Genomic DNA, 23267 nt, shown 5'->3' on the forward strand with positions numbered 1-23267 from the left:
GCACTCTAGAGCCCTCCGTCGAGGCCTCAATCAGTCAAAAGAATGATTTGCCACGTGACCCTTTGGCCACTTCCGGTCACGAGATAGAATCGCCCCACCCGGCCGGTCGCGGCCTGTCTCCACAGAGGAATCAAGAAGATGTCCGAGATCGTAATCGTCAGCGGCGCCCGCACCCCCATGGGCGGTTTCCAGGGCAGCCTCGCCGGTGTGTCCGCCGTCGACCTGGGCGCCCTGGCCATCCGTGAAGCCGTGGCCCGCGCCGGTATCGACGCCGCCGACGTGCAGGAAGTGATCATGGGTTGCGTGCTGCCCGCCGGCCTCAAGCAGGGCCCGGCCCGCCAGGCGTCCCTGAACGCCGGCCTGCCCGCCGCCACCGGCTGCACCACCATCAACAAGCTCTGCGGCTCCGGCATGAAGGCCGTGATGCTGGCCCACGACCTGCTCAAGGCCGGCACCAACAGCGTCATGGTCGCCGGCGGCATGGAGAGCATGTCCAACGCCCCCTACGTGCTGGAGAAGGCCCGCACCGGCCTGCGCATGGGCCACGGCGAGATCAAGGACCACATGTTCCTCGACGGCCTGGAAGACGCCCGCACCGGTCGCCTGATGGGCTCCTTCGCCCAGGAGACCGCCGACACGTACAACATCACCCGCGAGGAGATGGACGCCTACGCCATCGAGTCCCTCAAGCGTGCCCAGGCCGCCATCGCCGAGGGTGCCCTCGCCGCCGAGATCGTCCCGGTCACCGTCACCACCCGCAAGGGCGAGACCCTGGTGAAGGACGACGAGCAGCCGCTGACCGCCAACCTCGACAAGATCCCGACCCTGCGCCCGGCCTTCCGCAAGGACGGCACCATCACCGCCGCCAACGCCAGCTCCATCTCCGACGGCGCCAGCGCCCTGGTGCTGATGACCGCCGAGGAAGCCCAGCGCCGTGGCCTCAAGCCCCTGGCGAAGATCGTCGGCCACGCCACCCAGAGCCAGGACCCGAGCGAATTCACCCTCGCCCCCATCGGCGCCATGACCAACCTGTTCAGGAAGACCGGCTGGAGCAAGGACGACGTGGACCTGTTCGAGATCAACGAAGCCTTCGCCATGGTCACCATGCTCGCCATGCGCGAGCACGGCCTCGACCACGCCAAGGTCAACGTCTACGGCGGCGCCTGCGCCCAGGGCCACCCGGTGGGCTCCACCGGCTCGCGCATCATCCTCACCCTGATCAACGCCCTGCGTAACAAGGGCGGCAAGCGCGGCGTCGCCTCGCTGTGCATCGGCGGCGGCGAAGCCACTGCCGTGGCGGTGGAACTGCTGTAACCCGCCCGCGCGGCCAACCAAAAGGGGCTCCCGGACCAACGTCCGGGAGCCCCTTTTCATTCCGCCCGGGCGCGCCTCAGGCGGGCACCGCCCTGGGCGCGTGGGCCGGCGTCCTCGGGAAGACCAGCGCCGCCGCGAAGGTCAGCGCACCGAACACCGCCAGCACCAGGTACAGCCCCACCAGCCCATGGCGCGGTTCGATGAAGGCGATCATCGGGATGGCCGCCGCACTGGCGCCGAAGGACAGGAAGTAGCGCAACGCGAAGACCCGCGCCTGCCACTGCGGCGCGACGAAGTTCGCCACCATCGCATCGTTCACCGTCACCTGGCCGAACACCGCGAACATGAAGGCGGCGCCCAGGGCGATCACCGCCCAGCCATCGGCATAGGCCATGGCCACCAGCAACGGCCCCTGGCAGAGGGTCATCACCACGAACGGCAGCTTCAGGCTGTAGCGATCCAGCACACGGCCCATCAGCAACTGCGCCACGGCACCGAAGGCGTAGGCGATGCTGACGACGATGCCGAGGCTTTCCGGCGAGGCGAACAGGTCCACCAGACGCTCCTGGAACAGCTTCGGGTAGGTCATGGTCGAGGCGTTGAAGATCACCCCGCCGGTGGCCGTCACCAACGCCAGCACACCGAACACCAGGCGCATCGACACCTGCCCCGCCCCGCCACCCCGATGAGTGCCGGCCGCTGCGACGGGAGACGCCTCGTCACGCACGCAGAGGGCGAACCACACGCCAATGGCCACCGACAGAGCGCCCGGCAGGATGAACGCCGCGCGCCAGCCGAAATGAGCGGTGAGAAAGCCCGTGACCAGCGCCGAGAACGCCACGCCCAGGTTGCCCCACATGCCGTTGATGCCGATCTCGCGACCGCGGTTCTGCGCATGGGCCACCAGCATCGCTGTGCCCACCGGGTGGTAGATGGCGGCGAACACGCCCATCAGCGTCAGCCCCAGCACCAGCATCGGCGTACTGCGGCTCAGCCCGGTGAAGATCGCCGCGCCGCCGATGCCGAGAAAGAACACCAGCATCATGTGGCGGCGGCTCCATTTATCCCCCAGCCAGCCGGCCGGTAGCGAGCAGGCCCCGAAGGCGATGAAGCCGCCGAGGGACAGCCCGATCAGTTCGGCGTACGACAGCTCGAAGGTGGCGGTCATGCCCAGCACGGCGGCGGGGAAGATGAGCATGAACATGTGGTCGATGATGTGGGCGGCGTTGATGAAGCGGATGACGGTACGCGGTCGGTTCATGGCAGTTTCGCTGCTGTTTGGTTGTTGTGGACCGCCATGCTAGGTTGGCCGCCCAGCAACGTTCTGCCAAAAAGATCATCGGAACAGCCATGTTCATCGACCATCTGCCCCAGGGCCGGATCGGCGCCGTCGCCCTCGACTACCCCGACGGCGCCCATGTCGACCTGCACCTGCACAACCAGGCGCAATTCCTCTACGCGGCGCAGGGGCTGATGCGCCTGGTCACCGAGGCCGGCGCCTGGGTCATCCCGCCGACCCGCGCGGTGTGGATCCCACCGGGTATCGAGCACCAGATCTTCATGTCCGGGCAGGTGCAGATGCGCACCCTGTTCATCGCCGCCGACGCCGCACCACCGAACCTCGATGCCTGCTGCGTGCTGGCGGTACCGCCGCTGCTGCGCGAACTGATCCTGCGCCTGGTGGCGCTGGAGGCCGGGGATACCGATGACGAACACCGCAGCCTGGTGCAGCGTCTGATCCTCCACGAGATCGCCGCCCTGGAGCGCATGCCCCTGCACCTGCCGATGCCCCAGGACCGACGCCTGCAAGCCATCTGCCTGGCCCTGCTGGAAACCCCGGAGAGCACCCGCACCCTCGACGACTGGAGCCTGGAGGTGGGCGCCAGCACCCGCACCCTGAGCCGGCTGTTCGCCCAGGAGCTGGGCATGAGCTTCAACGACTGGCGCCAGCAGCTGCGTCTCACCGAAGCCCTGCCGCGCCTGCTGGCCGGGCACAGCGTGCAGCAGGTCGCCCATGACCTCGGCTACGGCAGCGGCCGCGCCTTCAGCGCCATGTTCCGCCGCCTGCTGGGGGAAAACCCGAGGGAGTACGTGGCCAGCCTGGGGTTGCTGGCGACGCTGGAGAAAGGCTGATGTGCCAGATACCGCCTGGTGGGGCGCAGGTGGCAGTGATGCGGTCCGCCGAGCTCACCGCATCCAACGGGATGCACATCACGGCTCCGTAGGATGGGCTGAGCTACGCGAAGCCCATCATTGCGAGGTGGAGCGCTTACTTCATCGAGGTGAACGCCAGCTTGATCCCCAGGCCCACCAGCACGGCGCCCATCAGGCGGTCGAACCAGTGGCCCAGGCGGGCAAAGCCGCTGCGCACACGCTCCTGGCTGAACAGCATCGCCACCAGGCAGAACCACACGGCAGTGGCACAGGCCAGGTAGAGGCCGTAGCCGGCCTGCACCGTCAGCGGGGTGTGGGGGTTGATGACCACGGTGAACAGCGAGAGGAAGAACAGCGTCGCCTTGGGGTTCAGCCCGTTGGTGACGAAGCCGGTGACGAAGGCACCGCGCGGACTGCGCACCTCGCGGGTGAGTTCCGCCTCGGCCGCCGCCGGGTCGGCCGGGCGCGCCCGCAGGGCCTTGATGCCGATGTACAGCAGGTAGGCCGCCGCCAGCCATTTCAGCGCGTTGAACAGCACGATGGACTGGGAAACGATCAGGCCGATGCCCAGCAGCGAGTAAGCCACGTGGACGAAGATCCCCGTGCCCACGCCGATCGCCGTCCAGGTCCCGGCGCGCCGCCCATGGGCCACGCTCTCGCGCACCACGATGGCGAAGTCCGGTCCCGGGCTGGCCACGGCCAGCAGGTGGATCAGGGCAACGGTGAGGAATTCCGTCCAGTACATGGCGCCTCCAGATTCGAGCCAAGGGTCTGTTAGGCTGGCCACCTTACGCCTCCCCAAGCTTCGGAAAAAGGTACAGCTGATGACCAACAGCCTCCGCGCCGTGTTCCTCGACCACGCCTCCCTCGACCTCGGTGACCTCGACCTGACACCCCTGCGCCAGCTCTTCGGCGAACTGGTGCTGCACGAGCAGAGCGCCCAGACCGACGTGGTGGAGCGCCTCCGGGGTGCGCCGGTGGCGATCACCAACAAGGTGGTGATCGACGCCGACGCCATCGCCGCCCTGCCCGACCTGCGGCTGATCCTGGTCAGCGCCACCGGCACCAACAACGTCGACCTCGCGGCCGCCCGCCAGCACGGCATCACCGTCAGCAACTGCCGGGGCTATGGCACGCCCTCCGTGGCCCAGCACACCCTGATGCTGATGCTCAACCTGGCCACGGCCTTCCTCGACTACCAGCGCGACGTGCGCCAGGACCGCTGGCAGAAGGCGAGCCAGTTCTGCCTGCTGGATCACCCCATCGTCGAACTGGAAGGCAAGACCCTCGGCCTGCTCGGCCATGGCGAACTGGGCGGCGCGGTGGCGCGCCTGGCCGAAGCCTTTGGCATGCGCGTGCTGCTGGGGGCGCTGCCCGGCCGCCCCGACCGGGCCGATCGCCTGCCCCTGGAGGACCTGCTGCCGCAGGTGGACTTCCTCAGCCTGCACTGCCCGCTGACCGAACACACCCACCACCTGATCGACGCCCACGCGCTGGCGCGGATGAAGCGCGGCGCCTTCCTGGTCAACACGGCCCGGGGCGGCCTGGTGGACGAACACGCCCTGGCCGACGCCCTGCGCAGCGGCCACCTGGGGGGCGCCGCCACCGACGTGCTGACCCAGGAACCACCGAAGGACGGCAACCCGCTGCTGGCGGTGGACATCCCGCGCCTGATCGTCACCCCGCACAACGCCTGGGGCAGCCGCGAGGCGCGCCAGCGCATGGTGGAGCAGATGACCGAGAACACCGAGGCCTGGCTGGCGGGCACCCCGTGCCGTACGGTCGTCTAGGGCGGGTGAGTTTCTGGTAAAGTTCGCCGCTTTTATCAGGACCGACCCATGGACCCGCGCAGCGAAGTCGTGCTTCGACAGGCCGAACTGTTCCAGGGCCCGCTGCTGGCAGCGGGTCTTCCCGCCGACGACCTGCTCGGCACCCTGCCCCAGGCCCGGGGCTGGAGCTGGCACGCGGGCGAGCACGCCAGCCTGGAAGCCCGCTTCGCCGGCCGCACCACCTTCGGGGTGCAGGTGCCGGACGAGCCCTTCGAACAAGCCCTGCTGTTCCTGCCCAAGTCCCGCGAACTGACCGATTACCTGCTGACCGCCCTGGCCGCCCGCCTGCCCGGCCGTCAGCTGTTCCTGGTGGGCGAGAAGCGCGGCGGCATCGAGCGTGCCGCCAAGCAGCTGGCCGCCTTCGGCACCCCGCGCAAGCTGGACAGCGCGCGCCATTGCCAGCTGTGGCAGGTGCGCGTCGACCAGGCCCCCGAACGCCCCGACCTGGACAGCCTGGCCCAGCGCTACAGCCTGGAGTTGCCCGATGGGCCGCTGCAGGTAGTCAGCCTGCCCGGCGTGTTCAGCCACGGTCGCCTGGACCGGGGCACCGCCCTGCTGCTGCCGCACCTCGACAACCTGCCCGTTGGCCCGGTGCTGGATTTCGGCTGCGGAGCCGGCGTCATCGGCGCCAGCCTCAAGCGCCGCTACCCGGCCAGCGAACTGCTGCTGCTGGACGTGGACGCCTTCGCCGTCGCCAGCAGCCGCCTGACCCTGGCCGCCAACGGCCTCGCTGCCGAAGTGATCGCCGGCGACGGCATCCACGCCGCGCCCAAGGGGCTGGCCGCCATCGTCAGCAACCCGCCCTTCCACCAGGGCGTGCACACCGACTACCAGGCCAGCGAAACCCTGCTGCGGGCCGCCGGCCAGCACCTGCGCCCCGGCGGCGAGCTGCGCCTGGTGGCCAACAGTTTCCTGCGCTATCCGCCCCTCATCGAACAGGCCCTCGGCAATTGCCAGACCCTGGCGGAGGGCGACGGCTTCCGCGTCTACCGTGCCCGCCGCTGAGCGGCGGGCGTTCCTGCATCTACCCACGACGAGCGGCCCCGGCCGCCGCGCCCATCCGGCATGAGACCGGACCCCTGGAGTTCTACCTTGACCGACCACACTGCCAACCCGCCGGCCGCCCACGGCCTGCACCGGGCGCTGAAGCCCCGTCACCTGAACATGATCGCCATCGGCGGCTCCATTGGCACCGGCCTGTTCGTCGCCTCCGGCGCCACCGTCGCCACGGCCGGCCCCGGCGGCGCCCTGCTGGCCTACGCCCTGATCGGCCTGATGGTCTACTTCCTCATGACCAGCCTGGGGGAGATGGCTGCCTACATGCCGGTTTCCGGCTCGTTCAGCACCTATGGCAGCCGGTTCGTCGACGATGGCTTCGGTTTCGCCCTGGGCTGGAACTACTGGTACAACTGGGCGGTGACCATCGCCGCCGAACTGGTGGCGGCCCAATTGATCATGAATTTCTGGTTCCCGGACGTGCCCGGCATCTACTGGAGCGGACTGTTCCTGGCGCTGATGTTCGCGCTGAACGTGGTCTCGGTTAAGGGCTTCGGCGAGAGCGAGTTCTGGTTCGCGCTGATCAAGGTGGTGACGGTGGTGATCTTCATCGGCGTCGGCCTGGCCACCATCTTCGGCCTGATGAGCGGCATGCAGTCCCCGGGCTTCAGCAACTTCACCCAGGGCGAGGCGCCCTTCGTCGGCGGCCTGCAGGCCATGGTCGGCGTGGCGATGATCGCCGGCTTCTCGTTCCAGGGCACCGAGCTGATCGGCATCGCCGCCGGCGAATCGGAGAACCCGCGCAAGAACATCCCCATCGCCATCCGCCAGGTGTTCTGGCGAATCCTGATGTTCTACATCCTGGCGATCTTCGTGATCGGCATGCTGATCCCCTACACCGAGCCCAGCCTGCTGCAGAACGAGGCCAGCGACATCAGCGTGTCGCCCTTCACCCTGCTGTTCGAGCGGGCCGGCTTCGCTGCCGCCGCCAGCGTGATGAACGCGGTGATCCTCACGGCCATCCTCTCGGCGGGCAACTCGGGCATGTACGCCTCGACGCGGATGCTCTACACCCTGGCCCTCCAGGGCAAGGCGCCGAAGCTGTTCGCCCGCCTTTCCGACAGCGGCGTGCCGCGCAACGCGCTGTACGCCACCACCCTGGTGGGCGCGCTGTGCTTCTTCACCTCCATCGTCGGCGACAGCACCCTCTACACCTGGCTGCTGAACACCTCCGGCATGTGCGGCTTCATCGCCTGGCTGGGCATCGCCATCTCCCACTACCGCTTCCGCAAGGGCTACCTGCTGCAGGGCGGCCGCCTGGAAGACCTGCCCTACCGCGCCAAGCTGTTCCCCTTCGGCCCGCTGTTCGCCTTCGCCCTGTGCCTGGCGATCACCCTCGGGCAGAACTACGAGGCGCTGGTGGGCGAGCAGATCAACTGGGTGGGCCTGGCGGCCACCTACATCAGCCTGCCGCTGTTCCTGGTGATCTGGCTGGGCTACCGCCTGCGCAAGGGCAGCCGCTTCGTGCGCTACGCCGAGATGGACGTACGCCCCACCCTCGACTGACCCGGCGGCGGGCTTGCCCAGCGAGCCCGCCTTGTGCAAAATGCGCCCCGTCCTAGGGGAGTAGTCTCCCGCGAGCGCCCTGCTCGCCCGGTCCGCGTCAACACACTTGGTCCACAGACCATGGCGCGGACGACCCCGAGCCTGCACAGACAGGCCAGCGGTTTGACAAGACCTATGACACACACAACCTGACCCGGGGCGGGCAGATTGCGTGTGTCATGGTGATTAGTCGACCCGCCCCCGTAGGAACCCTGATGCTGGAATCCCTGTTCGTCCCCACCCTGATCGTTGCCCTGGCCGAGATCGGCGACAAGACGCAATTGCTCGCCCTGCTCCTGGCTGCGCGCTTCCGCAAACCCTGGCCGATCATCTGGGGCATCATCGCCGCCACCCTTGCCAACCACTTCGCGGCCGGTGCGGTGGGCAGTTGGGTCGCCGGCTTCTTCTCTCCCGCCACCCTGGGCTGGATCCTCGCCGCCTCCTTCGCCGCCGTGGCCCTGTGGACCCTGGTGCCGGACAAGCTGGACGACGACGAAGCCTCCGGCCTGAAGAAATACGGTCCCTTCCTCACCACGCTGATCGCCTTCTTCCTCGCCGAGATGGGCGACAAGACCCAGGTCGCCACCGTGATGCTGGCCGCCCAGTACCCGCACTTCGTGCTGGTGGTCGCCGGCACCACCCTGGGCATGCTGATCGCCAACGTCCCCGTGGTGCTGGCCGGTAACTTCGCCGCTGATCGCCTGCCCCTGGCCCTGATCCGCCGCCTCGCTGCCGTCGCTTTCGGCGTCCTCGCCGTCTACGCCGCGTGGCAGGCCTGGATGCTGACCACCGCCAGCTGATTCGCCACTTGGCTGACGCCGGAACGCCGGCGTTTCGGCCAATGGCAGGCGGTTGGCAACTGGTAGATTCCCGCCGATCTGCAGAACCGGCGAAGGAGACAGCGGATGTCGACCGAAGACCTGAAACGCGTCGTGCGCCAGCACATCGACCTCACCTGGAACAAGGGCCGCCTGGCACTGGCCGAGCAATTGCAGAGCAAGGACTTCCTCTACAAGAGCTCCTTCCTCGGACGGACGCTGGACAGCGCCGGCTACGCCGGGATGGTGCAGGAGATCCGCGAGGCCATGCCCGACCTGGAAGTGGTGGTGGAGGAATGCATCGCCGAAGGCCACAAGGTGTTCACCTGGAGCACCCTGATCGGCAGCATCCAGAAGCCCGCCCTGGGCTACCCGCCCAGTGACCGGGTGCTGAGCATCTCGGCCATGGCGTTCTGGACCTTCAACAGCCTGGGGGAGGTGCAGGAGCTGTGCACCATGTTCGACATGGAAAGCTTCCGTGCCCAGCTGGGGTTGGCCAGCCGCGCCTATGCGGAGAAAGCGCTGCCCTGAGGCAATGGGAACCGCCGGCTCGACGAGCCGGCGGTATCGATGGAGCGATCAGCCGCCCTTGGCCTGCTTGTAGAAGGGCATGACCTTCGGAATCGCCGCCTGCAGGGAAGCGATCCGCGAGCTGGACGAGGGGTGGGTGCTCATGAACTCCGGCGGAGCCCCTTCGCTGGCCTTGCTCATCTTCTGCCACAGGCTGATGGCCGCGTTGGGGTTGTAGCCGGCGCGGGCCGACAGCTCGAGGCCGATCAGGTCGGCCTCGTTCTCGTTGGCGCGGCTGTTGGGCAGCGTCATCAGGTATTCCACGCCGGTATTGGCCAGTTGCAGGCTATCGTTGCCCGCCCCCAGCAGCGAACCCAGCTGGGTGCCCATCTGCACGGCATAGGCCTTGGACATGGCTTCACGGCCGTGCTCGCGCAGGGCGTGGGCGATCTCGTGGCCCATCACCGCCGCCAGTTCGTCGTCGGTGAGCTTGAGCTGATCGATCAGCCCGCTGTAGACGATGATCTTGCCGCCCGGGCCGCAGTTGGCGTTCAGCTCGTCGCTGTCGATCACGTTGGCGTCCCAGGCCCACTGGGCCGCGTCGGGACGGAACACGGACACCTGCGCGATCAGCCGCTTGGCAATGGCCGAGACGCGCTTGGCGTTGGCGCTGCTCTTGTCCAGCACGCCGGCCTGGGAGGCCTCGTTCAGGGTTTCCTGGTAGGACTGGGCATACATCTGGTTCACCTGCTGCTCGGACAGCATGCTGAACATGTACTGCTTGCGCTCGACACCGACGGCGCCGCCGCTGGTGGTATTCACGGCCTGGCATCCTGCCAGAAGGACGGACAGCGCGAGGCTGCCGAGGATAAGGGGCTTGGCCACTTGTCATTCTCCTGCTTGAACTGCGCGGTACTGTAAGGACCGGACCGATACCAGGCAACCAGGAAGCGGACTAGTGGCCAGGTGACTATCTTTTGTTGTGACAACGGGCTCATGCTCCCGCCCGGTCCGGCCGATAAACCCAGCGCTGGCTGAATAAAGACGCGAACGGAGTTCCCATGAAATTCAGATCGATCCAGTTTTCGGTAGCCACCCTGGCCGGTGCCAGCGTGCTCGCCGTGGTAGTCGCCCTGGTGCTCTACGCCCTCTTCGCCGGCGCCCGGACCCAGGAGCTGGTGCAGTCCCGGACCGAAACGTTGCTGGAGCAGGCCATCGCCGAGCGCCTGCAGTCGCTGGCCGCCGCCCAGGTCTCGGACATCCAGCGCGAGCTGGCCGCGCCCATGAGCATCGCCGCCACCGTCGCCCAGACCAACGCCCTGCTGGGGCAGACCGCCGAGGACGGCAGCCCGGCGCTCAGCGCCTCCCGCAAGGAGCTGCTCAACCTGCTGCGCCACCTGCTGTCGAGCAACCCCAAGCTGATCGACCTCTACATCGGCTGGCAACCCAATGCCTTCGGCAACGACGCCGACAACATCGGCACCCCTGGCCACGACGAGACCGGCCGCTTCATGCCCTGGTTCTACCGCGACGGCAACGCCCTGAAGGTCGACCCGCTGGGCGCCACCCTAGAAAGCGAGAAGCTCCTCCCCACCGGCGTGCGCGAGGGCCAGTACTACCTGTGCCCGCGCGAAACCCTCAAGCCCTGCGTGGTGGACCCGGCCCCCTACGAGTTCGCCGGCAAGATGGTGATGCTCTCCAGCTTCAACGCGCCGATCCTGGTCAACGGCCAGTTCAAGGGCGCAGTGGGTGCGGACCTGTCCCTGGACTTCATCCAGCAACTGCTGGTCGAGGCCAACAAGAAGCTCTACAACGGTGCCGGCGAGCTGGCCCTGCTGGCCAACAACAAGCGCCTGGTGGCCTACACCGCCAACGCCGCCAAGCTGGGCGAGCCGGCCGACCAGGTGCTGGGCAGCGTGATCGCCGACAACCTGCGCAACCTCAGCGGTGACCAGCCGGCCTACGAGATCGACCGCGAGAACGGCCGCATCTTCCTGCTGGTGCCGTTCAAGGTCGCCGGCACCGATTCGCGCTGGATGCTCAGCCTCAACCTGCCGCTGGAAACGGTGATGGCCGACCTGCAAAAGCTCGAAGGCGACCTCACTGCCCAGCGCGACAGCGACATCCTCGGCATGAGCCTGGTGGGCCTGCTGATCGCCGCCCTGGGCCTGGTGATCATCTGGTTCGTCGGCTACGGCATCGCCAGCCCGCTGCGGCAGATGGTGGCCATGCTCGACGACATCGCCAAGGGCGAGGGCGACCTCACCCGCCGCCTGCATTCCGACCGCGCCGACGAACTGGGTGCCATCGCCAACGGCTTCAACACCTTCCTCGCCAAGCTGCAGGCGATGATCAGCCAGGTGGTGACCTCGGTGCAGAAGGTCAGCGACTCCTCCGAGCACACCGCCGACATCGCCATCCGCACCAACCAGGGCGTGCAGAAGCAGCTGGCCGAGATCGAACTGGTGGCCACCGCCGTCCACGAGATGACCGCCACCGCCCAGGACGTGGCGCGCAACGCCACCCTGGCCGCCGAGGCGGCCAACAACGCCGACCAGGCCGCCAACGACGGCAAGCGCATCGTCCAGAGCACCACCGGCGCCATCAGCGCCCTGGCCGAGGAGATCGCCCGCGCCGTGGGCGTGGTGCAGAACCTGGCCAAGGACAGCGAGAACATCAACGCCATCCTGGTGGCCATCCGCGGCATCGCCGAGCAGACCAACCTGCTGGCCCTCAACGCCGCCATCGAGGCGGCCCGCGCCGGCGAGCAGGGCCGCGGCTTCGCCGTGGTGGCCGACGAGGTGCGCAACCTGGCGCAGAAGACCCAGCAGGCCACCGAGGAAATCCAGACCATGATCCAGCAGCTCCAGCAGGGGACGCGCGACGTGGTGCGGGTCATGCAGGACAGCCAGACCAAGACCGATACCAGCGTGCAGTCCGCCAGCGAGGCGGCCCAGGCGCTGGAGTCCATCACCCAGGCGGTGTCGGTGATCAACGACATGAACACCCAGATCGCCAGCGCCGCCGAAGAGCAGAGCGCCGTGGCCGAGGACATCAACCGCAACGTCACCAACATCGGCCAGGTAGCCAACGAGGTGGCCGGTGGCGCCGATGAAGCCTCCGCCGCCAGCGCCGAGCTGACCAAGCTGGCCGAGCAGCAGCGCCGGCTGATCAACCAGTTCAAGGTCTGACCCACGTCACCTCCCCGGCCCACAGGGCCGGGGAGGTTTCCGGAAGATGAACGGCCCGGCACTTCGTCGGAAACGCCCCGCCCCCGCACCGCCCCTCCGTTAGACTCGCCGCCGTTTTCGTGGCCCGCCCCGGGCCCGCTGGTCGTAGTCGCAGGCTGTGCCTGCCGCGGAGTTGATGATGTCCCTGCAGGCACTCTGGTCCCTCTACCAGGCCCACCCGCACCAGGCGGTCAACGGCCTGGCCCTGTTCTTCGCCGTCATCGGCAGCTGGCTGCTCATGGCCACCCGGCTGCGCGAGCAACGCGCCTCGGCCCGCCTGGTGGTGGAGAGCGATCTGGAAGAACTGGAGCAGGACGCCCCAGTCGACGAACGCAGCCAGAAGATCAACCGCTTCTTCTACACCTTCGGCAGCTTCACCCTGGCCGTGGCCCTCGGCGTGTCCTGGGCCAGCACCCAGCTCTGACCGCGCAGCCCGCTGCAGAACGAAAAACGGCGACCCGAGGGTCGCCGTTTTGCTGTGGCCTGTTCGCCCTCAGAGCGGCAGGCCCGCCTGGGTACGGTACTGGTTGCGCACCGGGTTGGCGTACTGCAGCACCAGCCACGGGCGGTGCGCCTCGGGGCAGGCGTTCAGGTGGCGCTGCCACTCGGCCCGCGCACGGGCAATCTCCTCGGCCCCAAACAGGCTTTCCAGCGCCGGTACGCCCAGCGCCTTGTCACGCCCCTCCCACATCGCGTAGGCCAGGTAGTGCACCGGGAACAGCCGGTAGCCAGTGAGGATGCGCCGGTCCATCTCCGCCGCCAGCTGCTTGGCATCCGCCGCCTCGTCGACGATCTCGCCACCGAAGGCCACATGCACCCGGCCCTTGTAGCCGGTGATGCCGAGGGCGATGCTCGCGTCATCCTCGCCCGGCGCCTTCTCGTAGCCGCCGGTGGTGGCGCGGATGTACAGCTCGCGGGCCTTGGCCTGGTCGCAGGGGTCGTATTCGTAGCTGATGGACACCGGGACGATGTGCAGGTCGCGGACCACGTCGGCGAACGCCTCGTCCTTGCGGCTCATGTGGAACATCTTGAGGATCGCCGAATCGGTGCGGTCATCCCCATCCTTGGCGCGGCCCTCCGCCTGGGCGATCCAGATCGACTGGCCGTCCTCGCGGATCGAATGGTTGATGTAGGCGGACAGCAACTGGTAGGCCGCCAGCTTCTCGCGGCGCCCGGCCAGGTTGCGGTGGACGATGAAGCTCTTGTTCAGGCGCATCAGGTCGCTGACGAAGGGCTTCTGCAGCAGGTTGTCGCCGATGGCGATGCGCGGCGTGGGGATGCCGGCGTGGTAGACCGCGTAGTTGACGAAGGCCGGGTCCATCACGATGTCGCGGTGGTTGGCGACGAACAGGTAGGCCCCGCCGGGCTTGAGCCGGTCCACTCCGGAGTAGGTGACGCCATCGGTGGCACGCTCGATGGTGGTGTCCACGTAGGGCTCGATCTTGTCCTGCAGCGCATGCACGGACTCGATGCCCTGGAACTCACGGCGCAGCCGATGGGCTATAACAGGCCTCAGCAGCCAGCCCAGCGGACCCGCCAGCCGGGGGAAGCGGTAGCGGGTGAGCGTCCCGATGAAGGCCGGGTCGGCGAACAGGCGTGCCAGAACCGCGGGCACCTCGGCGTCGTCATAGGGTCGGATGGCTTCGAATTCGCCCATCGTGTTCTCTTGTTCTGCTGCGGCTGTGGATAAGGATGTGCCCCGCAATCCGGGGCCAGAAGTAGACCGGCGATTATACCTTCAAGTCACAGGGGAATATGGCGACATGCTGGAGACACAAGCGTACGACTGCCCATATTGCGGCGAAGCGGTGGACACCCTGCTCGACCTGTCCGGCGGCGACCAGCAGTACATCGAGGACTGCCCGGTGTGCTGCCGGCCGATCGTCTTCGACCTGCGCACCGACGGGCTCGACTGGAGCCTGGACGTGCGCCGGGAGGACGAGTGATGCAGCGCATCTACGAGCCCCGCGACCTGATCGAGGCCCAGCTGCTGCTGGGCATGCTCGCCAGCGAGGGCATCACCGCCCACCTGGCCGGTGCCCACCTGCTCGGCGGCGTTGGCGAACTGCCCGGTGCCGGGCTGCTGGGGCTGATGGTGGACGAGGCGGATGCCGAACAGGCACGGTGCCTGATCGCCACGTACAATGCCGCCTCGCCCGTGCCCGGGGACGAGCCGGAAGGCTGCCCCGGCACCCTGTTGTGCTGAACCGAGAAGCCCATGTCCGGACGTTTCGCCCTGTTCCGCTGGTCCCCCGACTTCGCCGCCCTGCCCGGCTTCCCCGCCGACCAGCGCCCGCACTGGAACCTCGCGCCGAACATGCAGGTGCTGATGCTGCGCCAGCAGGACGGCATCCAGCGGCTGGACCTGGCCCGCTGGGGCCTGACCCCGGCCTGGCTGACCGACCTGTCGCGCACCCCCGCCCACGCCCGGGCCGAGACGGTGGCCGAACAGCCGATGTTCCGCGACGCCCTGCGCCGCCGCCGCTGCCTGGTACCGGCCAACGGCTTCTATGAATGGCGCGGGGTGCGCAAGCGCCCCTACTGGGTCAGCGGCGAGACCTCCCTGCTGCATTTCGCCGCACTCTGGGAGCCTTTCCCGGTCGGCGACACCGAGTACCTCAGCCTGGCCCTGATCACCCGCCCGGCCGCCGACCTGCGCCGCCCCCTGGTGCTGGACGCCGACGGCCAGCGCGCCTGGCTGGACGCCGACACCCCGCAGGAAACGATCCACGCCCTGCTCGACGGCCCCACCCCGCCCCTGCGCGAGCGCGCCCTGGCCACCCTGGTCAACGACCCGAAGCTCGATGGCCCCGAGTGCCTGACCCCGGCCTAGGGCGAATCGCAGGCACAAAAAACCCGGCTCAAGGCCGGGTTTTTCGTCATCGACTTGCTTACTGCAGCAGCAGCTGGCCGATGGTCGGGTCCTTGAAAGCGCGGGTCAGCGCATCGCTCAGGACATTGCTCACCAGCTTGGTGTTGGTCTCCTGGTTCGGCGCGGTGCCGAAGCGCTGGTTCAGCGAAGCACCGTAGCGGCCGCTGTAGCGACGGGTGGCGTTCTGCACGTCGACGCGGAAGGTGGCACTGATGTCCGCCTCGGTCACGTACATGCCTTCCTTCGGCGACTGGTACTTCAGCTCGGCCAGGGTCAGGGTCAGCTGGGGAGCGTTGTAGGCGTTGGGCGACGGGGTGAAGCCCAGCAGACGCACGGCGGCCTCGGCTTCGGCCTGCAGGCGCGGCAGGATGTCCTGGCCCTGCACGGTCACGTTGCTGGTGTCGGCGTACAGGCCGCCACGGGTGCCCAGCACCGGGGAAGGACGACCATCGGCGACCCGCACCACCACCGGCTGGCCCTGGCCGACCGGAGTCAGCGGGCCGGTGAGCTTGGGTTGCGGGCTGAGTTGTTGCGGGCTGAGGGCACAGCCGACCAGGGTCAGGCTGAGGGCGGCCAGCAGGCCGAGCAACGCGCGGTTCAGCATGCTTGATTCTCCAGGTTCGGAAACGAAAGGCCGGCAGTATAAGCGAGCCGGCGGGCCCGCCGACAGAGCACACGCCGATGGCGTTCTGACAGCGCCCGGGGCCGCTCGGTTCCTGTCATGACCCTGTCACGCCCTGGTGGGATAACGGTGCCGAACCCAAGGAGAGCCCGACGATGATGTCCCTCTGGTCCCTGCTGGCCCCCCGCGCCAAAACCCGCCACTTCGCCCTGCTGGACGAGGCCGGTATCTGCCGCGGCCTGCACCAGGCCACCCAGGCCCCGGCACGCGGTCACTGGGTCGAGGTAGAGGAGCCCTCCCCGTCCTGGATCGGCCAGCCCCTACCGGTGCGTGCACGCCTCTCCCAGGCCACTCGGGACGCCCGCAGGCCCCGCGCGTTGGCGGCCTGACCGATGGATGAATAAAAGTCACGGGAAACGCTCAACACGCCCGCTTTCTCCGCTACAATCGCCCCCCGATTATAAGGTCGACTCCTGATCGGGCCCCGCAACACCCGCCGCGCCTCGCGCCGGCACTTCACACAGCCCCACAGAGAGCCGCCCACTATTCGCGCTGCCAACTACTGGCCTGCTGCTGTTTCCGCCCGATATGCAAACGCTTTTGCATGGACGTAGCGTGTCATCGCGCGATGGAAGCGGCCTGCCTCCAGGCAGGCGATTCTTTTGAGGTTCACGTCTCCAAAAGAGCGTGAGATGACGGTTTTTCACTACTTCACGAGAGAGTGGCGAGCAATGGCGCAAAACGAGAACGAAGCAGTGGACGTGTTGCTGGTCGGGGCCGGCATCATGAGCGCCACCCTGGCGACACTGCTGAAGGAACTCGATCCGGGCATCAAGCTGGAAATCGCGGAACTCCGCGAATCCGGTGCCGTGGAGAGCTCCAACCCGTGGAACAACGCCGGTACCGGCCATGCCGGGCTGTGCGAACTGAACTACACCCCCCAGGCAGCCGACGGCTCCATCGACATCAAGAAAGCGGTGCTCATCAACACCCAGTTCGAAGTGTCCAAGCAGTTCTGGGCCTACATGAGCGGGAAGCCGGCCTTCGGCAGCGCCCGTGACTTCATCAACCCGGTTCCGCATCTGTCCTTCGTGCGCGGCAAGGACATCCCGTTCCTGCGCAAGCGCTTCGAGGTGATCAGCCAGCACCACGCCTTCTCGCACATGGAGTATTCCGAAGAGCGCGAGACCCTGGCCAAGTGGATGCCGCTGATGATGCAGGCCCGCCCGGCCGACGAAGCCGTGGCCGCGACCCGTGCCGAAAACGGCACCGACGTGAACTTCGGCGCCCTGACCAACAAGTTGCTGGCCTACCTGACCACCCTCCCGGGTACTGCGGTCAGCTACTTCCAAAAGGTCACCAGCCTGAAGCGCACCGACAGCGGCTGGTCGGTCAGCATCCGCAACACCCAGAACGGCAGCACCCGTGAGGTGTCCGCACGTTTCGTCTTCCTCGGAGCCGGCGGCGGCGCCCTGCCGCTGCTGCAGATGTCCGGCATCCAGGAAGGCAAGGGCTTCGGCGGCTTCCCGGTCAGCGGCCAGTGGCTGCGCTGCGATAACCCCGAGGTGGTCAAGCGCCACCAGGCCAAGGTCTACAGCCAGGCCGAAGTGGGCGCCCCGCCGATGTCCGTACCGCACCTGGACACCCGCGTGGTAGATGGCAAGAAATCCCTGCTGTTCGGGCCCTACGCCGGCTTCACCACCAAGTTCCTCAAGCACGGCTCCTTCCTCGACCTGCCGCTCTCGGTACGTCCCGGCAACCTCGGCCCGATGCTGGCCGTGGCCCGCGACAACATGGACCTGACCCGCTACCTGATCAAGGAAGTGATGCAGTCCCAGGAGCAGCGCCTGGACGCCCTGCGCAAGTTCTACCCGGACCTGGATCCGGCGGACTGGCGCCTGGAGATCGCCGGCCAGCGCGTGCAGATCATCAAGAAGGACGCCAAGAAAGGCGGCATCCTGCAGTTCGGCACCGAGCTGGTCTCGGCCGAGGACGGCAGCATCGCCGCCCTGCTGGGCGCTTCCCCGGGTGCTTCGGTCACCGTGTCGATCATGCTCAACCTGATCGAGCGCTGCTTCGGCGAACAGGCCCGCTCTGCCGAGTGGAGCAGCAAGCTGAAGGAGATCTTCCCGGCCCGTGAAAAGGCGCTGCAGGACGACGCCGAACTTTACCGGCAGATCAGCCGCCAGTCCGACGCCCGCCTTGGCCTGATCGACGCCCAGGCACCGGAAGCCACCGCTTCCGCCGGCTGAGCCGGGTGCCAATGAAAAAACCGCCCTTTATGGGCGGTTTTTTTATGGCCATGCCGACTCTCCGTTACGACCGCTGCTTACCAGGCCAGCGGGCGCTCCTCACTCTTCCAGAACAGCCACCGCCGCCGCTCCCGGTGATTGCCGGTGCCGATCTGCCACGCCGGGCGCCCGGCTTCCAGGTCGATGATCGACACCACCCCCGCGTAGCTGGCCGCCACCAGGGTGCGGCCGTCGGCGGACAGGTCCATGGCGCTCAGGGTCGAGCCCAGGTAGTGCTGCCACACCGCATTGCCCGACGCATCCACGCAGCGCAGGTAGCCATAGGCATCGCCGAGGACGAAGCGGTCGCCCATGGACACCCCGGCATACACCCGCGCGCCCGGTTCGATCAGGGTCACGCCCTCGACGTCCTCGTAGTAGTCGGAATCCAGGCCCGGCGCCCGCGCCAGGTCCACGGCGATGGTGCCGCCGTTGTAGAAGTGGCAGGCATTGAAGGCCACGCTGCGGCCATCGCCGCTGAACAGCGCGAAATGCGGGTACTCGCCGTGGGGGCCGATCTGGGCGACGGGGTTCAGCTCGCCGTCGAACAACTGGTGCCGACCGTCCTGCGCGCCGAAGGCGATCCAGCGGCCATCCGCCGACACCGCGCCGTGCTCCATGGACAGGCCGGTGCCCTGGGGCTCGTCCGGCTCGGCGGACTCCAGCAGCATGGCGTTGTCCGGGTACAGCCGCCGAGCACCGTCGGCCGCCAGCACGAAGATGCCGTCGGCACTGACCAGCAACACGCGCCGGCCATCCGGGAACGGCTGCAGGCGCGTCGGCCGGGGGAAGCCCTCGATGGGCTGCAGCTCCACGCCCTCCGGGGCATCCTCGGTGCCACGGGGCCAGGCACAGCGCAGCACCTCGCGGCCCTCCCAGCCCTCACGCACCACCACGCCGGCGGCATCGGCGGTGGCGTAGAACCGGCGGTTCGGGCAGGCACCGAAGTACTCCAGCCCCGGCAGCTCCTCCACCCGATCGGCGTGGATGCGCACCACCCGGCCGGCTTCCCAGGTGGCTCCGACGCGGGCGAGCACCGAACCGTCGTCCAGCAGCGCCAGCTGGGCGATGCACTGGCCTTCCTCGTTGACGTGCCCGAACAGCGGCTCGTGGGCCGGCGGCCAGGCGTCGCGCAGTGCCTCCACCTGCCCATTGCGGTTGGCGTCGCGCAACGCTTCCAGCAGGTGCGGCACCAGCACCTCGCGCCCCTCGGCGCTGGGCTCCTTGCCGGCGTTGTCCCAGCCGTCGCGCAGGCCACGCTCCACATAGGCGTTGATCGCCTGGGCGTAGGCGAGGGTCTGTTGCTGCCACTGGCGCTGGGCGTCGTCCCTGGTCATGGCTCACTCCTTTCGGTTCGGGGGTTCGTGTGCTGGGTCACGGTTTTTCCGCGGCCCATATATGCAGAAACCCGCACGAGGGCGGGTTTCCGGTGGACAGGTCGTAGCGCGTCAGCCACGGGCCGCCTGGACGGCTTCGATGTAGGGCTCGGCCTGGCGCTGGTCGCGGATCAGCGCGATGAAATCCTGGCCCTGGGCGTCGCGGGCATCGAGGTCCAGGCCCGCTTCGCGGAAGAAGCCGAGGAAGCGCTCGAAGTCGTCGATGCGCAGGCCACGGTAGGCCTTGACCAGCTTGTGCAGGGAGGACGGAGTGCCGTCGGCGGGCTCGAAGTCGAGGAACAGCTTGATCGCGTCGTCGCTCATCTCTTCGCCAATCACCTGCTTCTTGTCTTTGCGCATCGTTCGCTCTCTCTGGCCGCACGTTGGGGGCCGGCAGTGTACCCCCGGGCCGGGCCGGGGCTCAACGCACCCGCACCGGCCCCAGGTGCAGGTCGGCCCACACGTGGCCGTTGGGGTAGCTGAGGAACTGGCAGTAGATCGGCCCGCCGTTGCGCAGCAGGTCGAGCACCGGGCGGTACTGGGACAGCGGGTAGTTCAGCGTGAGGGTGCGCGACTCGGCGTCGTAGGCGGCCTTCTTCAGGCTCTTGCCGTCCGCCTCGAAGTGGATCAGCACCGTGCTCAGGTCACCGGCCTTGGCCGCCTTGCTCACCGGTTTGGCGCGCAGCTTGACCAGGGTCGGCGTGGTGATCGGGATCGGCTGCTGGCTGGACTGGCGCTGGTTGCCGAGGGTGACGCTGAAGTCCACCACCTGCAGCAGCACCTGCTGGTCCGGCTGTTCGCTGCGCAGGCCGGCATCGTCGGGCGGCAGGAAGGCCGCGTGGGGCGGGGCGGCGGGAGCGGTCGGAGCCGGCGCGGCGGCCAGCGGCAGGCTGGTCAGCAGCAGCAGGGCACAGGCAAAGCGGGTACGGCGAGACATCGGCAACTCCCGGCTGGGTCAAGCGGGGCACTCTAGGGGCTGTCGCTTCCCTGACGCAAGCCGCCCGATCAACACCGCTCAGTGCTGACCGCCCTATAATCCGGCCTTCAGCCAAGGAGCCGCCATGACGCCCAACGTGCCGCTGTTCGCCGCCCTGCGCCAGACCCTGCGTGCGGGCTATTCGTGGGAGCGCCTGCGTGGCGACCTCGGCGCCGGGGTCACCGTCGGCATCATCGCCATCCCCCTGGCCATGGCGCTGGCCATCGCCGTGGGCGTGGCACCGCAGCACGGGCTCTACACCGTACTGGTGGCGGCGCCGCTGATCGCCCTCACCGGCGGCTCGCGCTTCAACATCTCCGGCCCCACGGCCGCCTTCGTGGTGATCCTGCTGCCGATCACCCAGCAGTACGGTCCCGGCGGCCTGCTGCTGTGCACGCTGATGGCCGGGTTGATCCTCCTGGCCATGGGCCTGGGCCGACTCGGGCGGCTGATCCAGTTCATCCCCTACCCGGTGATCCTCGGCTTCACCGCCGGCATCGGCATCGTCATCGCCACCCTGCAGGTGAAGGACCTGTTCGGCCTGAGCCTGCCGCACACGCCGCAGCACTACCTGGAGCAGGTGGAGCTGCTGGCCCTGGCACTGCCCGGCGCGCACCTGGGCGACACCCTGGTGGCAATGGTGTGCCTGGCGGTGCTGCTGGTCTGGCCGCGCTTCGTGCCCAAGGTGCCGGGGCACCTGGTGGCCCTGGCGGTGGGCGCCCTGCTGGGCCTGCTGCTGGACACCCTCGGCCTGCCGGTGGCGACCCTGGGCGAGCGCTTCAGCTACACCCTGGACGGCGTGAGCCACCCCGGCATCCCGCCCTTCCTGCCGGACTTCGCCTGGCCGTGGAACCTGCCCGGTGCCGATGGCCAGCCGCTGCGGCTGTCCTTCGAGCTGATCCGCCAGCTGCTCGCGCCGGCCTTCGCCATCGCCATGCTCGGCGCCATCGAGTCCCTGCTCTGCGCCGTGGTGGCCGACGGCATGGCCGGCACTCGCCACGACCCCAACGCCGAACTGGTCGGCCAGGGCCTGGGCAACCTAGTGGCGCCGCTGTTCGGTGGCATCACCGCCACCGCCGCCATCGCCCGCACGGCGGCCAACGTCCGCGCCGGGGCCTTCTCGCCCCTGGCGGCCATCATCCACGCAGGGGTGGTGCTGACGGCCATGCTGCTGCTCGCCCCGCTGTTCAGCTACCTGCCGATGGCGGCCCTGGCCGCGCTGCTGGTGATGGTGGCGTGGAACATGAGCGAGGCACGCCATGTGCTGCACACCCTGCGCATCGCCCCGCGCAACGACGTGGTGGTGCTGCTGGTGTGCCTGGTGCTGACGGTGCTGTTCGACATGGTGCTGGCGGTTGGCGTTGGCCTGCTGCTGGCGGCGGGCCTGTTCATCAAGCGCATGAGCGAGCTGACCGACACCCAGCCCATGCCCGGCCATGCCCAGCGCGCGTTGGGGGAACTGCCGGCCAGCGTGGTGCCCTACGTGATCAGCGGCCCGCTGTTCTTCGGTGCAGCCGACAAGGCGCTGAGCGTGCTGCGCATGCTCAACCCGCAGGTGCGTGTGGTGGTGGTGGAGATCAGCGCCGTGCCGCTGCTGGACATGACGGCCCTGGCGGCCCTCGAAAGCCTGCTGGAGGACTACCGCCGGCAGGGCATCGGCCTGGTGCTGGTGGGCACCACGCCGCGCGTGCGCCTCAAGCTGCGCCGCGCCGGCATCCGCCGCGAGGAGGGCCGCCTGGCCTATGTGCAGACCCTGGAACAGGCGCGGGCCAAGGCGCTGCGCTGGGTGGGTGAGCCGGCGGGGTGAGTCAGGGGAACTGCGCGCGCATCCAGGCCAGGTAGTCGGCGACACCCGGCTCCCCTTCCCGGGGGGCGATGTAGGTGCCGGGCTGGAGGCCCACCGCCAGGCGGTGGCAGGGCTCCTCCATGTCGTGCAGGTTGTGGTGCTGGCGCAGGCGCGGACTGGCCGCGGCGCCTGCGGCCAGGCCATCGAACAGCGCCTGGTCGAGGAAGCGCGCGGCCACGGGGGTCACATGCCCTTGACGGCGAAGATGCCGGCGGCGTTGCGCCAGTAGCCCTTGTAGTCCATGCCGTAGCCGAAGATGTAGCGGTCTTCGCAGTCCAGGCCCTTGTAGTCGGCCTTCAGGTCTGGGCGGGCCTTGCGGTCGTGGGTCTTGTCCATCAGCACGGCGGTGTGCACACGTGCGGCACCGGCGTGTTTGCAGAAGTCGATGATGGCGGCGAGGGTGTGCCCCTCGTCGAGGATGTCGTCAATGATCAGCACGTCACGGTCGATGAAGGAGATTTCCGGCTTGGCCTTCCAGAACAGCTCGCCGCCGCTGGTTTCATTGCGGTAGCGGGTGGCGTGCAGGTAGGACAGCTCCAGGGGGAAGGCCAGCTTGGGCAGCAGCTTGCCGGCGAAGATCAGGCCGCCGTTCATCACGCAGAACACCACCGGGTTGCGTTCGGCCAGGTCGACGTTGATCGCGGCGGCGACCTGGTCGATGGCGGCCTCGACTTGGGCATCGGTGAACAGGCAATCGGCTTCGGCCATTACCTGGCGGATGTGGGCGAGATCGACGGGCATGGCGAGGGTTCCTCAGGTCGGCTGGTCGGGCCCCGCTTCCGACGGAAGCTGTCCGGGGCGTCAATAAAAAAAGGGCGCAACGTTACC

The 23267-nt window shown here is 68.2% G+C and carries 24 protein-coding genes, 1 pseudogene and 1 riboswitch; of the genes and pseudogenes, 15 read left to right on the top strand and 10 right to left on the bottom strand.

Annotated features, from left to right (window positions below):
* Window positions 1-138: 138 nt before the first annotated feature.
* Window positions 139-1314, top strand: coding sequence for an acetyl-CoA C-acyltransferase (locus PotMrB4_RS23625; protein WP_044403260.1), 1176 nt, complete (start codon window positions 139-141; stop codon window positions 1312-1314).
* Window positions 1315-1390: 76 nt separating this feature from the next.
* Here PotMrB4_RS23625 and PotMrB4_RS23630 read toward each other — a convergent pair whose 3' ends face one another.
* Window positions 1391-2575, bottom strand: a complete 1185-nt coding sequence (locus PotMrB4_RS23630; RefSeq protein WP_107330520.1) for an MFS transporter — start codon at window positions 2573-2575, stop codon at window positions 1391-1393.
* Window positions 2576-2664: 89 nt separating this feature from the next.
* Between PotMrB4_RS23630 and PotMrB4_RS23635 the strand changes: the two genes are divergently transcribed.
* Entirely contained in the window at window positions 2665-3447 is a 783-nt protein-coding gene (locus PotMrB4_RS23635; RefSeq protein ID WP_165665369.1) for an AraC family transcriptional regulator, read from the top strand.
* A gap of 136 nt (window positions 3448-3583) precedes the next feature.
* On the opposite strand, the gene PotMrB4_RS23640 is transcribed toward PotMrB4_RS23635, so the two are convergent.
* The gene (locus PotMrB4_RS23640) at window positions 3584-4213 is read right to left on the bottom strand and encodes a LysE family translocator (protein WP_074973445.1); all 630 of its coding nucleotides are present in this window, start codon (window positions 4211-4213) and stop codon (window positions 3584-3586) included.
* Between the two features lie 79 nt (window positions 4214-4292).
* On the opposite strand from PotMrB4_RS23640, the gene PotMrB4_RS23645 reads away from it, so the two are divergent.
* From PotMrB4_RS23645 to PotMrB4_RS23665, 5 genes are all read left to right on the top strand, one after another.
* Window positions 4293-5258, top strand: a complete 966-nt coding sequence (locus PotMrB4_RS23645) for a 2-hydroxyacid dehydrogenase (RefSeq protein ID WP_172434632.1) — start codon at window positions 4293-4295, stop codon at window positions 5256-5258.
* A 48-nt stretch (window positions 5259-5306) separates the two neighbouring features.
* Window positions 5307-6302 (top strand): class I SAM-dependent methyltransferase, encoded by a 996-nt coding sequence (locus PotMrB4_RS23650; protein ID WP_172434633.1) that lies wholly within the window; start codon window positions 5307-5309, stop codon window positions 6300-6302.
* Between the two features lie 159 nt (window positions 6303-6461).
* Window positions 6462-7859, top strand: coding sequence for an amino acid permease (locus PotMrB4_RS23655; RefSeq protein ID WP_232060876.1), 1398 nt, complete (start codon window positions 6462-6464; stop codon window positions 7857-7859).
* Window positions 7860-7902: 43 nt separating this feature from the next.
* Window positions 7903-8023: riboswitch (yybP-ykoY riboswitch) on the top strand.
* Window positions 8024-8116: 93 nt separating this feature from the next.
* Window positions 8117-8698, top strand: a complete 582-nt coding sequence (locus PotMrB4_RS23660; RefSeq protein ID WP_107330527.1) for a TMEM165/GDT1 family protein — start codon at window positions 8117-8119, stop codon at window positions 8696-8698.
* A 105-nt stretch (window positions 8699-8803) separates the two neighbouring features.
* Complete coding sequence (locus PotMrB4_RS23665) at window positions 8804-9247, top strand: ketosteroid isomerase-related protein (RefSeq protein ID WP_142014573.1); 444 nt, start codon at window positions 8804-8806, stop codon at window positions 9245-9247.
* 48 nt (window positions 9248-9295) lie between these two features.
* Here PotMrB4_RS23665 and PotMrB4_RS23670 read toward each other — a convergent pair whose 3' ends face one another.
* Window positions 9296-10111 (bottom strand): M48 family metallopeptidase, encoded by an 816-nt coding sequence (locus PotMrB4_RS23670; RefSeq protein WP_172434634.1) that lies wholly within the window; start codon window positions 10109-10111, stop codon window positions 9296-9298.
* A 176-nt stretch (window positions 10112-10287) separates the two neighbouring features.
* Here PotMrB4_RS23670 and PotMrB4_RS23675 point away from each other — a divergent pair, with 176 nt between their 5' ends.
* Both PotMrB4_RS23675 and PotMrB4_RS23680 read left to right on the top strand, forming a co-directional pair.
* Entirely contained in the window at window positions 10288-12417 is a 2130-nt protein-coding gene (locus tag PotMrB4_RS23675; protein WP_172434635.1) for a methyl-accepting chemotaxis protein, read from the top strand.
* Between the two features lie 178 nt (window positions 12418-12595).
* Complete coding sequence (locus PotMrB4_RS23680) at window positions 12596-12880, top strand: hypothetical protein (protein ID WP_172434636.1); 285 nt, start codon at window positions 12596-12598, stop codon at window positions 12878-12880.
* 69 nt (window positions 12881-12949) lie between these two features.
* On the opposite strand, the gene PotMrB4_RS23685 is transcribed toward PotMrB4_RS23680, so the two are convergent.
* Entirely contained in the window at window positions 12950-14113 is a 1164-nt protein-coding gene (locus PotMrB4_RS23685) for a 1-acyl-sn-glycerol-3-phosphate acyltransferase (RefSeq protein ID WP_172434637.1), read from the bottom strand.
* A 106-nt stretch (window positions 14114-14219) separates the two neighbouring features.
* Between PotMrB4_RS23685 and PotMrB4_RS23690 the strand changes: the two genes are divergently transcribed.
* From PotMrB4_RS23690 to PotMrB4_RS23700, 3 genes are read left to right on the top strand one after another with little or no spacing between them, the layout of a single operon-like run.
* Window positions 14220-14402, top strand: coding sequence for a CPXCG motif-containing cysteine-rich protein (locus tag PotMrB4_RS23690; RefSeq protein ID WP_074973461.1), 183 nt, complete (start codon window positions 14220-14222; stop codon window positions 14400-14402).
* Window positions 14402-14662, top strand: a complete 261-nt coding sequence (locus PotMrB4_RS23695; protein WP_044407409.1) for a putative signal transducing protein — start codon at window positions 14402-14404, stop codon at window positions 14660-14662. Before PotMrB4_RS23690 ends, PotMrB4_RS23695 begins: the two co-directional genes overlap by 1 nt.
* 12 nt (window positions 14663-14674) lie before the next feature.
* On the top strand, window positions 14675-15289 hold the full coding sequence (locus PotMrB4_RS23700) for an SOS response-associated peptidase (protein WP_160482017.1): 615 nt from the start codon (window positions 14675-14677) through the stop codon (window positions 15287-15289).
* A gap of 58 nt (window positions 15290-15347) precedes the next feature.
* Here the strand turns inward: PotMrB4_RS23700 and PotMrB4_RS23705 are convergent, their stop codons facing one another.
* On the bottom strand, window positions 15348-15932 hold the full coding sequence (locus tag PotMrB4_RS23705) for a YajG family lipoprotein (RefSeq protein WP_044407415.1): 585 nt from the start codon (window positions 15930-15932) through the stop codon (window positions 15348-15350).
* 173 nt (window positions 15933-16105) lie between these two features.
* Between PotMrB4_RS23705 and PotMrB4_RS23710 the strand changes: the two genes are divergently transcribed.
* Together PotMrB4_RS23710 and mqo are read left to right on the top strand one after the other, a co-directional pair.
* Window positions 16106-16339: a hypothetical protein gene (locus PotMrB4_RS23710; RefSeq protein WP_172434638.1), complete on the top strand. Its 234-nt coding sequence runs from the start codon at window positions 16106-16108 to the stop codon at window positions 16337-16339.
* Window positions 16340-16681: 342 nt separating this feature from the next.
* Window positions 16682-18202: a malate dehydrogenase (quinone) gene (mqo, locus tag PotMrB4_RS23715; protein ID WP_172434639.1), complete on the top strand. Its 1521-nt coding sequence runs from the start codon at window positions 16682-16684 to the stop codon at window positions 18200-18202.
* A gap of 77 nt (window positions 18203-18279) precedes the next feature.
* On the opposite strand, the gene PotMrB4_RS23720 is transcribed toward mqo, so the two are convergent.
* The 3 genes from PotMrB4_RS23720 to PotMrB4_RS23730 form a co-directional block, all read right to left on the bottom strand.
* Entirely contained in the window at window positions 18280-19578 is a 1299-nt protein-coding gene (locus tag PotMrB4_RS23720) for a WD40 repeat domain-containing protein (protein ID WP_172434640.1), read from the bottom strand.
* Window positions 19579-19689: 111 nt separating this feature from the next.
* Window positions 19690-19977 carry a PA4642 family protein gene (locus PotMrB4_RS23725; RefSeq protein WP_074973473.1) on the bottom strand — a complete coding sequence of 96 codons (288 nt, stop codon included), beginning with the start codon at window positions 19975-19977 and terminating at the stop codon, window positions 19690-19692.
* Window positions 19978-20038: 61 nt separating this feature from the next.
* Window positions 20039-20554 (bottom strand): hypothetical protein, encoded by a 516-nt coding sequence (locus PotMrB4_RS23730; protein WP_142014549.1) that lies wholly within the window; start codon window positions 20552-20554, stop codon window positions 20039-20041.
* A 124-nt stretch (window positions 20555-20678) separates the two neighbouring features.
* Here PotMrB4_RS23730 and dauA point away from each other — a divergent pair, with 124 nt between their 5' ends.
* Window positions 20679-22400 carry a C4-dicarboxylic acid transporter DauA gene (dauA, locus tag PotMrB4_RS23735; RefSeq protein WP_172434641.1) on the top strand — a complete coding sequence of 574 codons (1722 nt, stop codon included), beginning with the start codon at window positions 20679-20681 and terminating at the stop codon, window positions 22398-22400.
* A 61-nt stretch (window positions 22401-22461) separates the two neighbouring features.
* On the opposite strand, the pseudogene PotMrB4_RS23740 reads toward dauA, so the two are convergent.
* Both PotMrB4_RS23740 and PotMrB4_RS23745 read right to left on the bottom strand, forming a co-directional pair.
* Window positions 22462-22617, bottom strand: a pseudogene (locus PotMrB4_RS23740) (WbuC family cupin fold metalloprotein); the annotation flags it as partial.
* Between the two features lie 5 nt (window positions 22618-22622).
* A complete protein-coding gene (locus tag PotMrB4_RS23745) occupies window positions 22623-23180 on the bottom strand; it encodes a hypoxanthine-guanine phosphoribosyltransferase (protein WP_044407436.1) in 558 nt (185 codons plus the stop codon).
* Between the last annotated feature and the right edge of the window lie 87 nt (window positions 23181-23267).

It is taken from the genome of Metapseudomonas otitidis, assembly GCF_011397855.1.
Classification (GTDB): Bacteria; Pseudomonadota; Gammaproteobacteria; order Pseudomonadales; family Pseudomonadaceae; genus Metapseudomonas; species Metapseudomonas otitidis.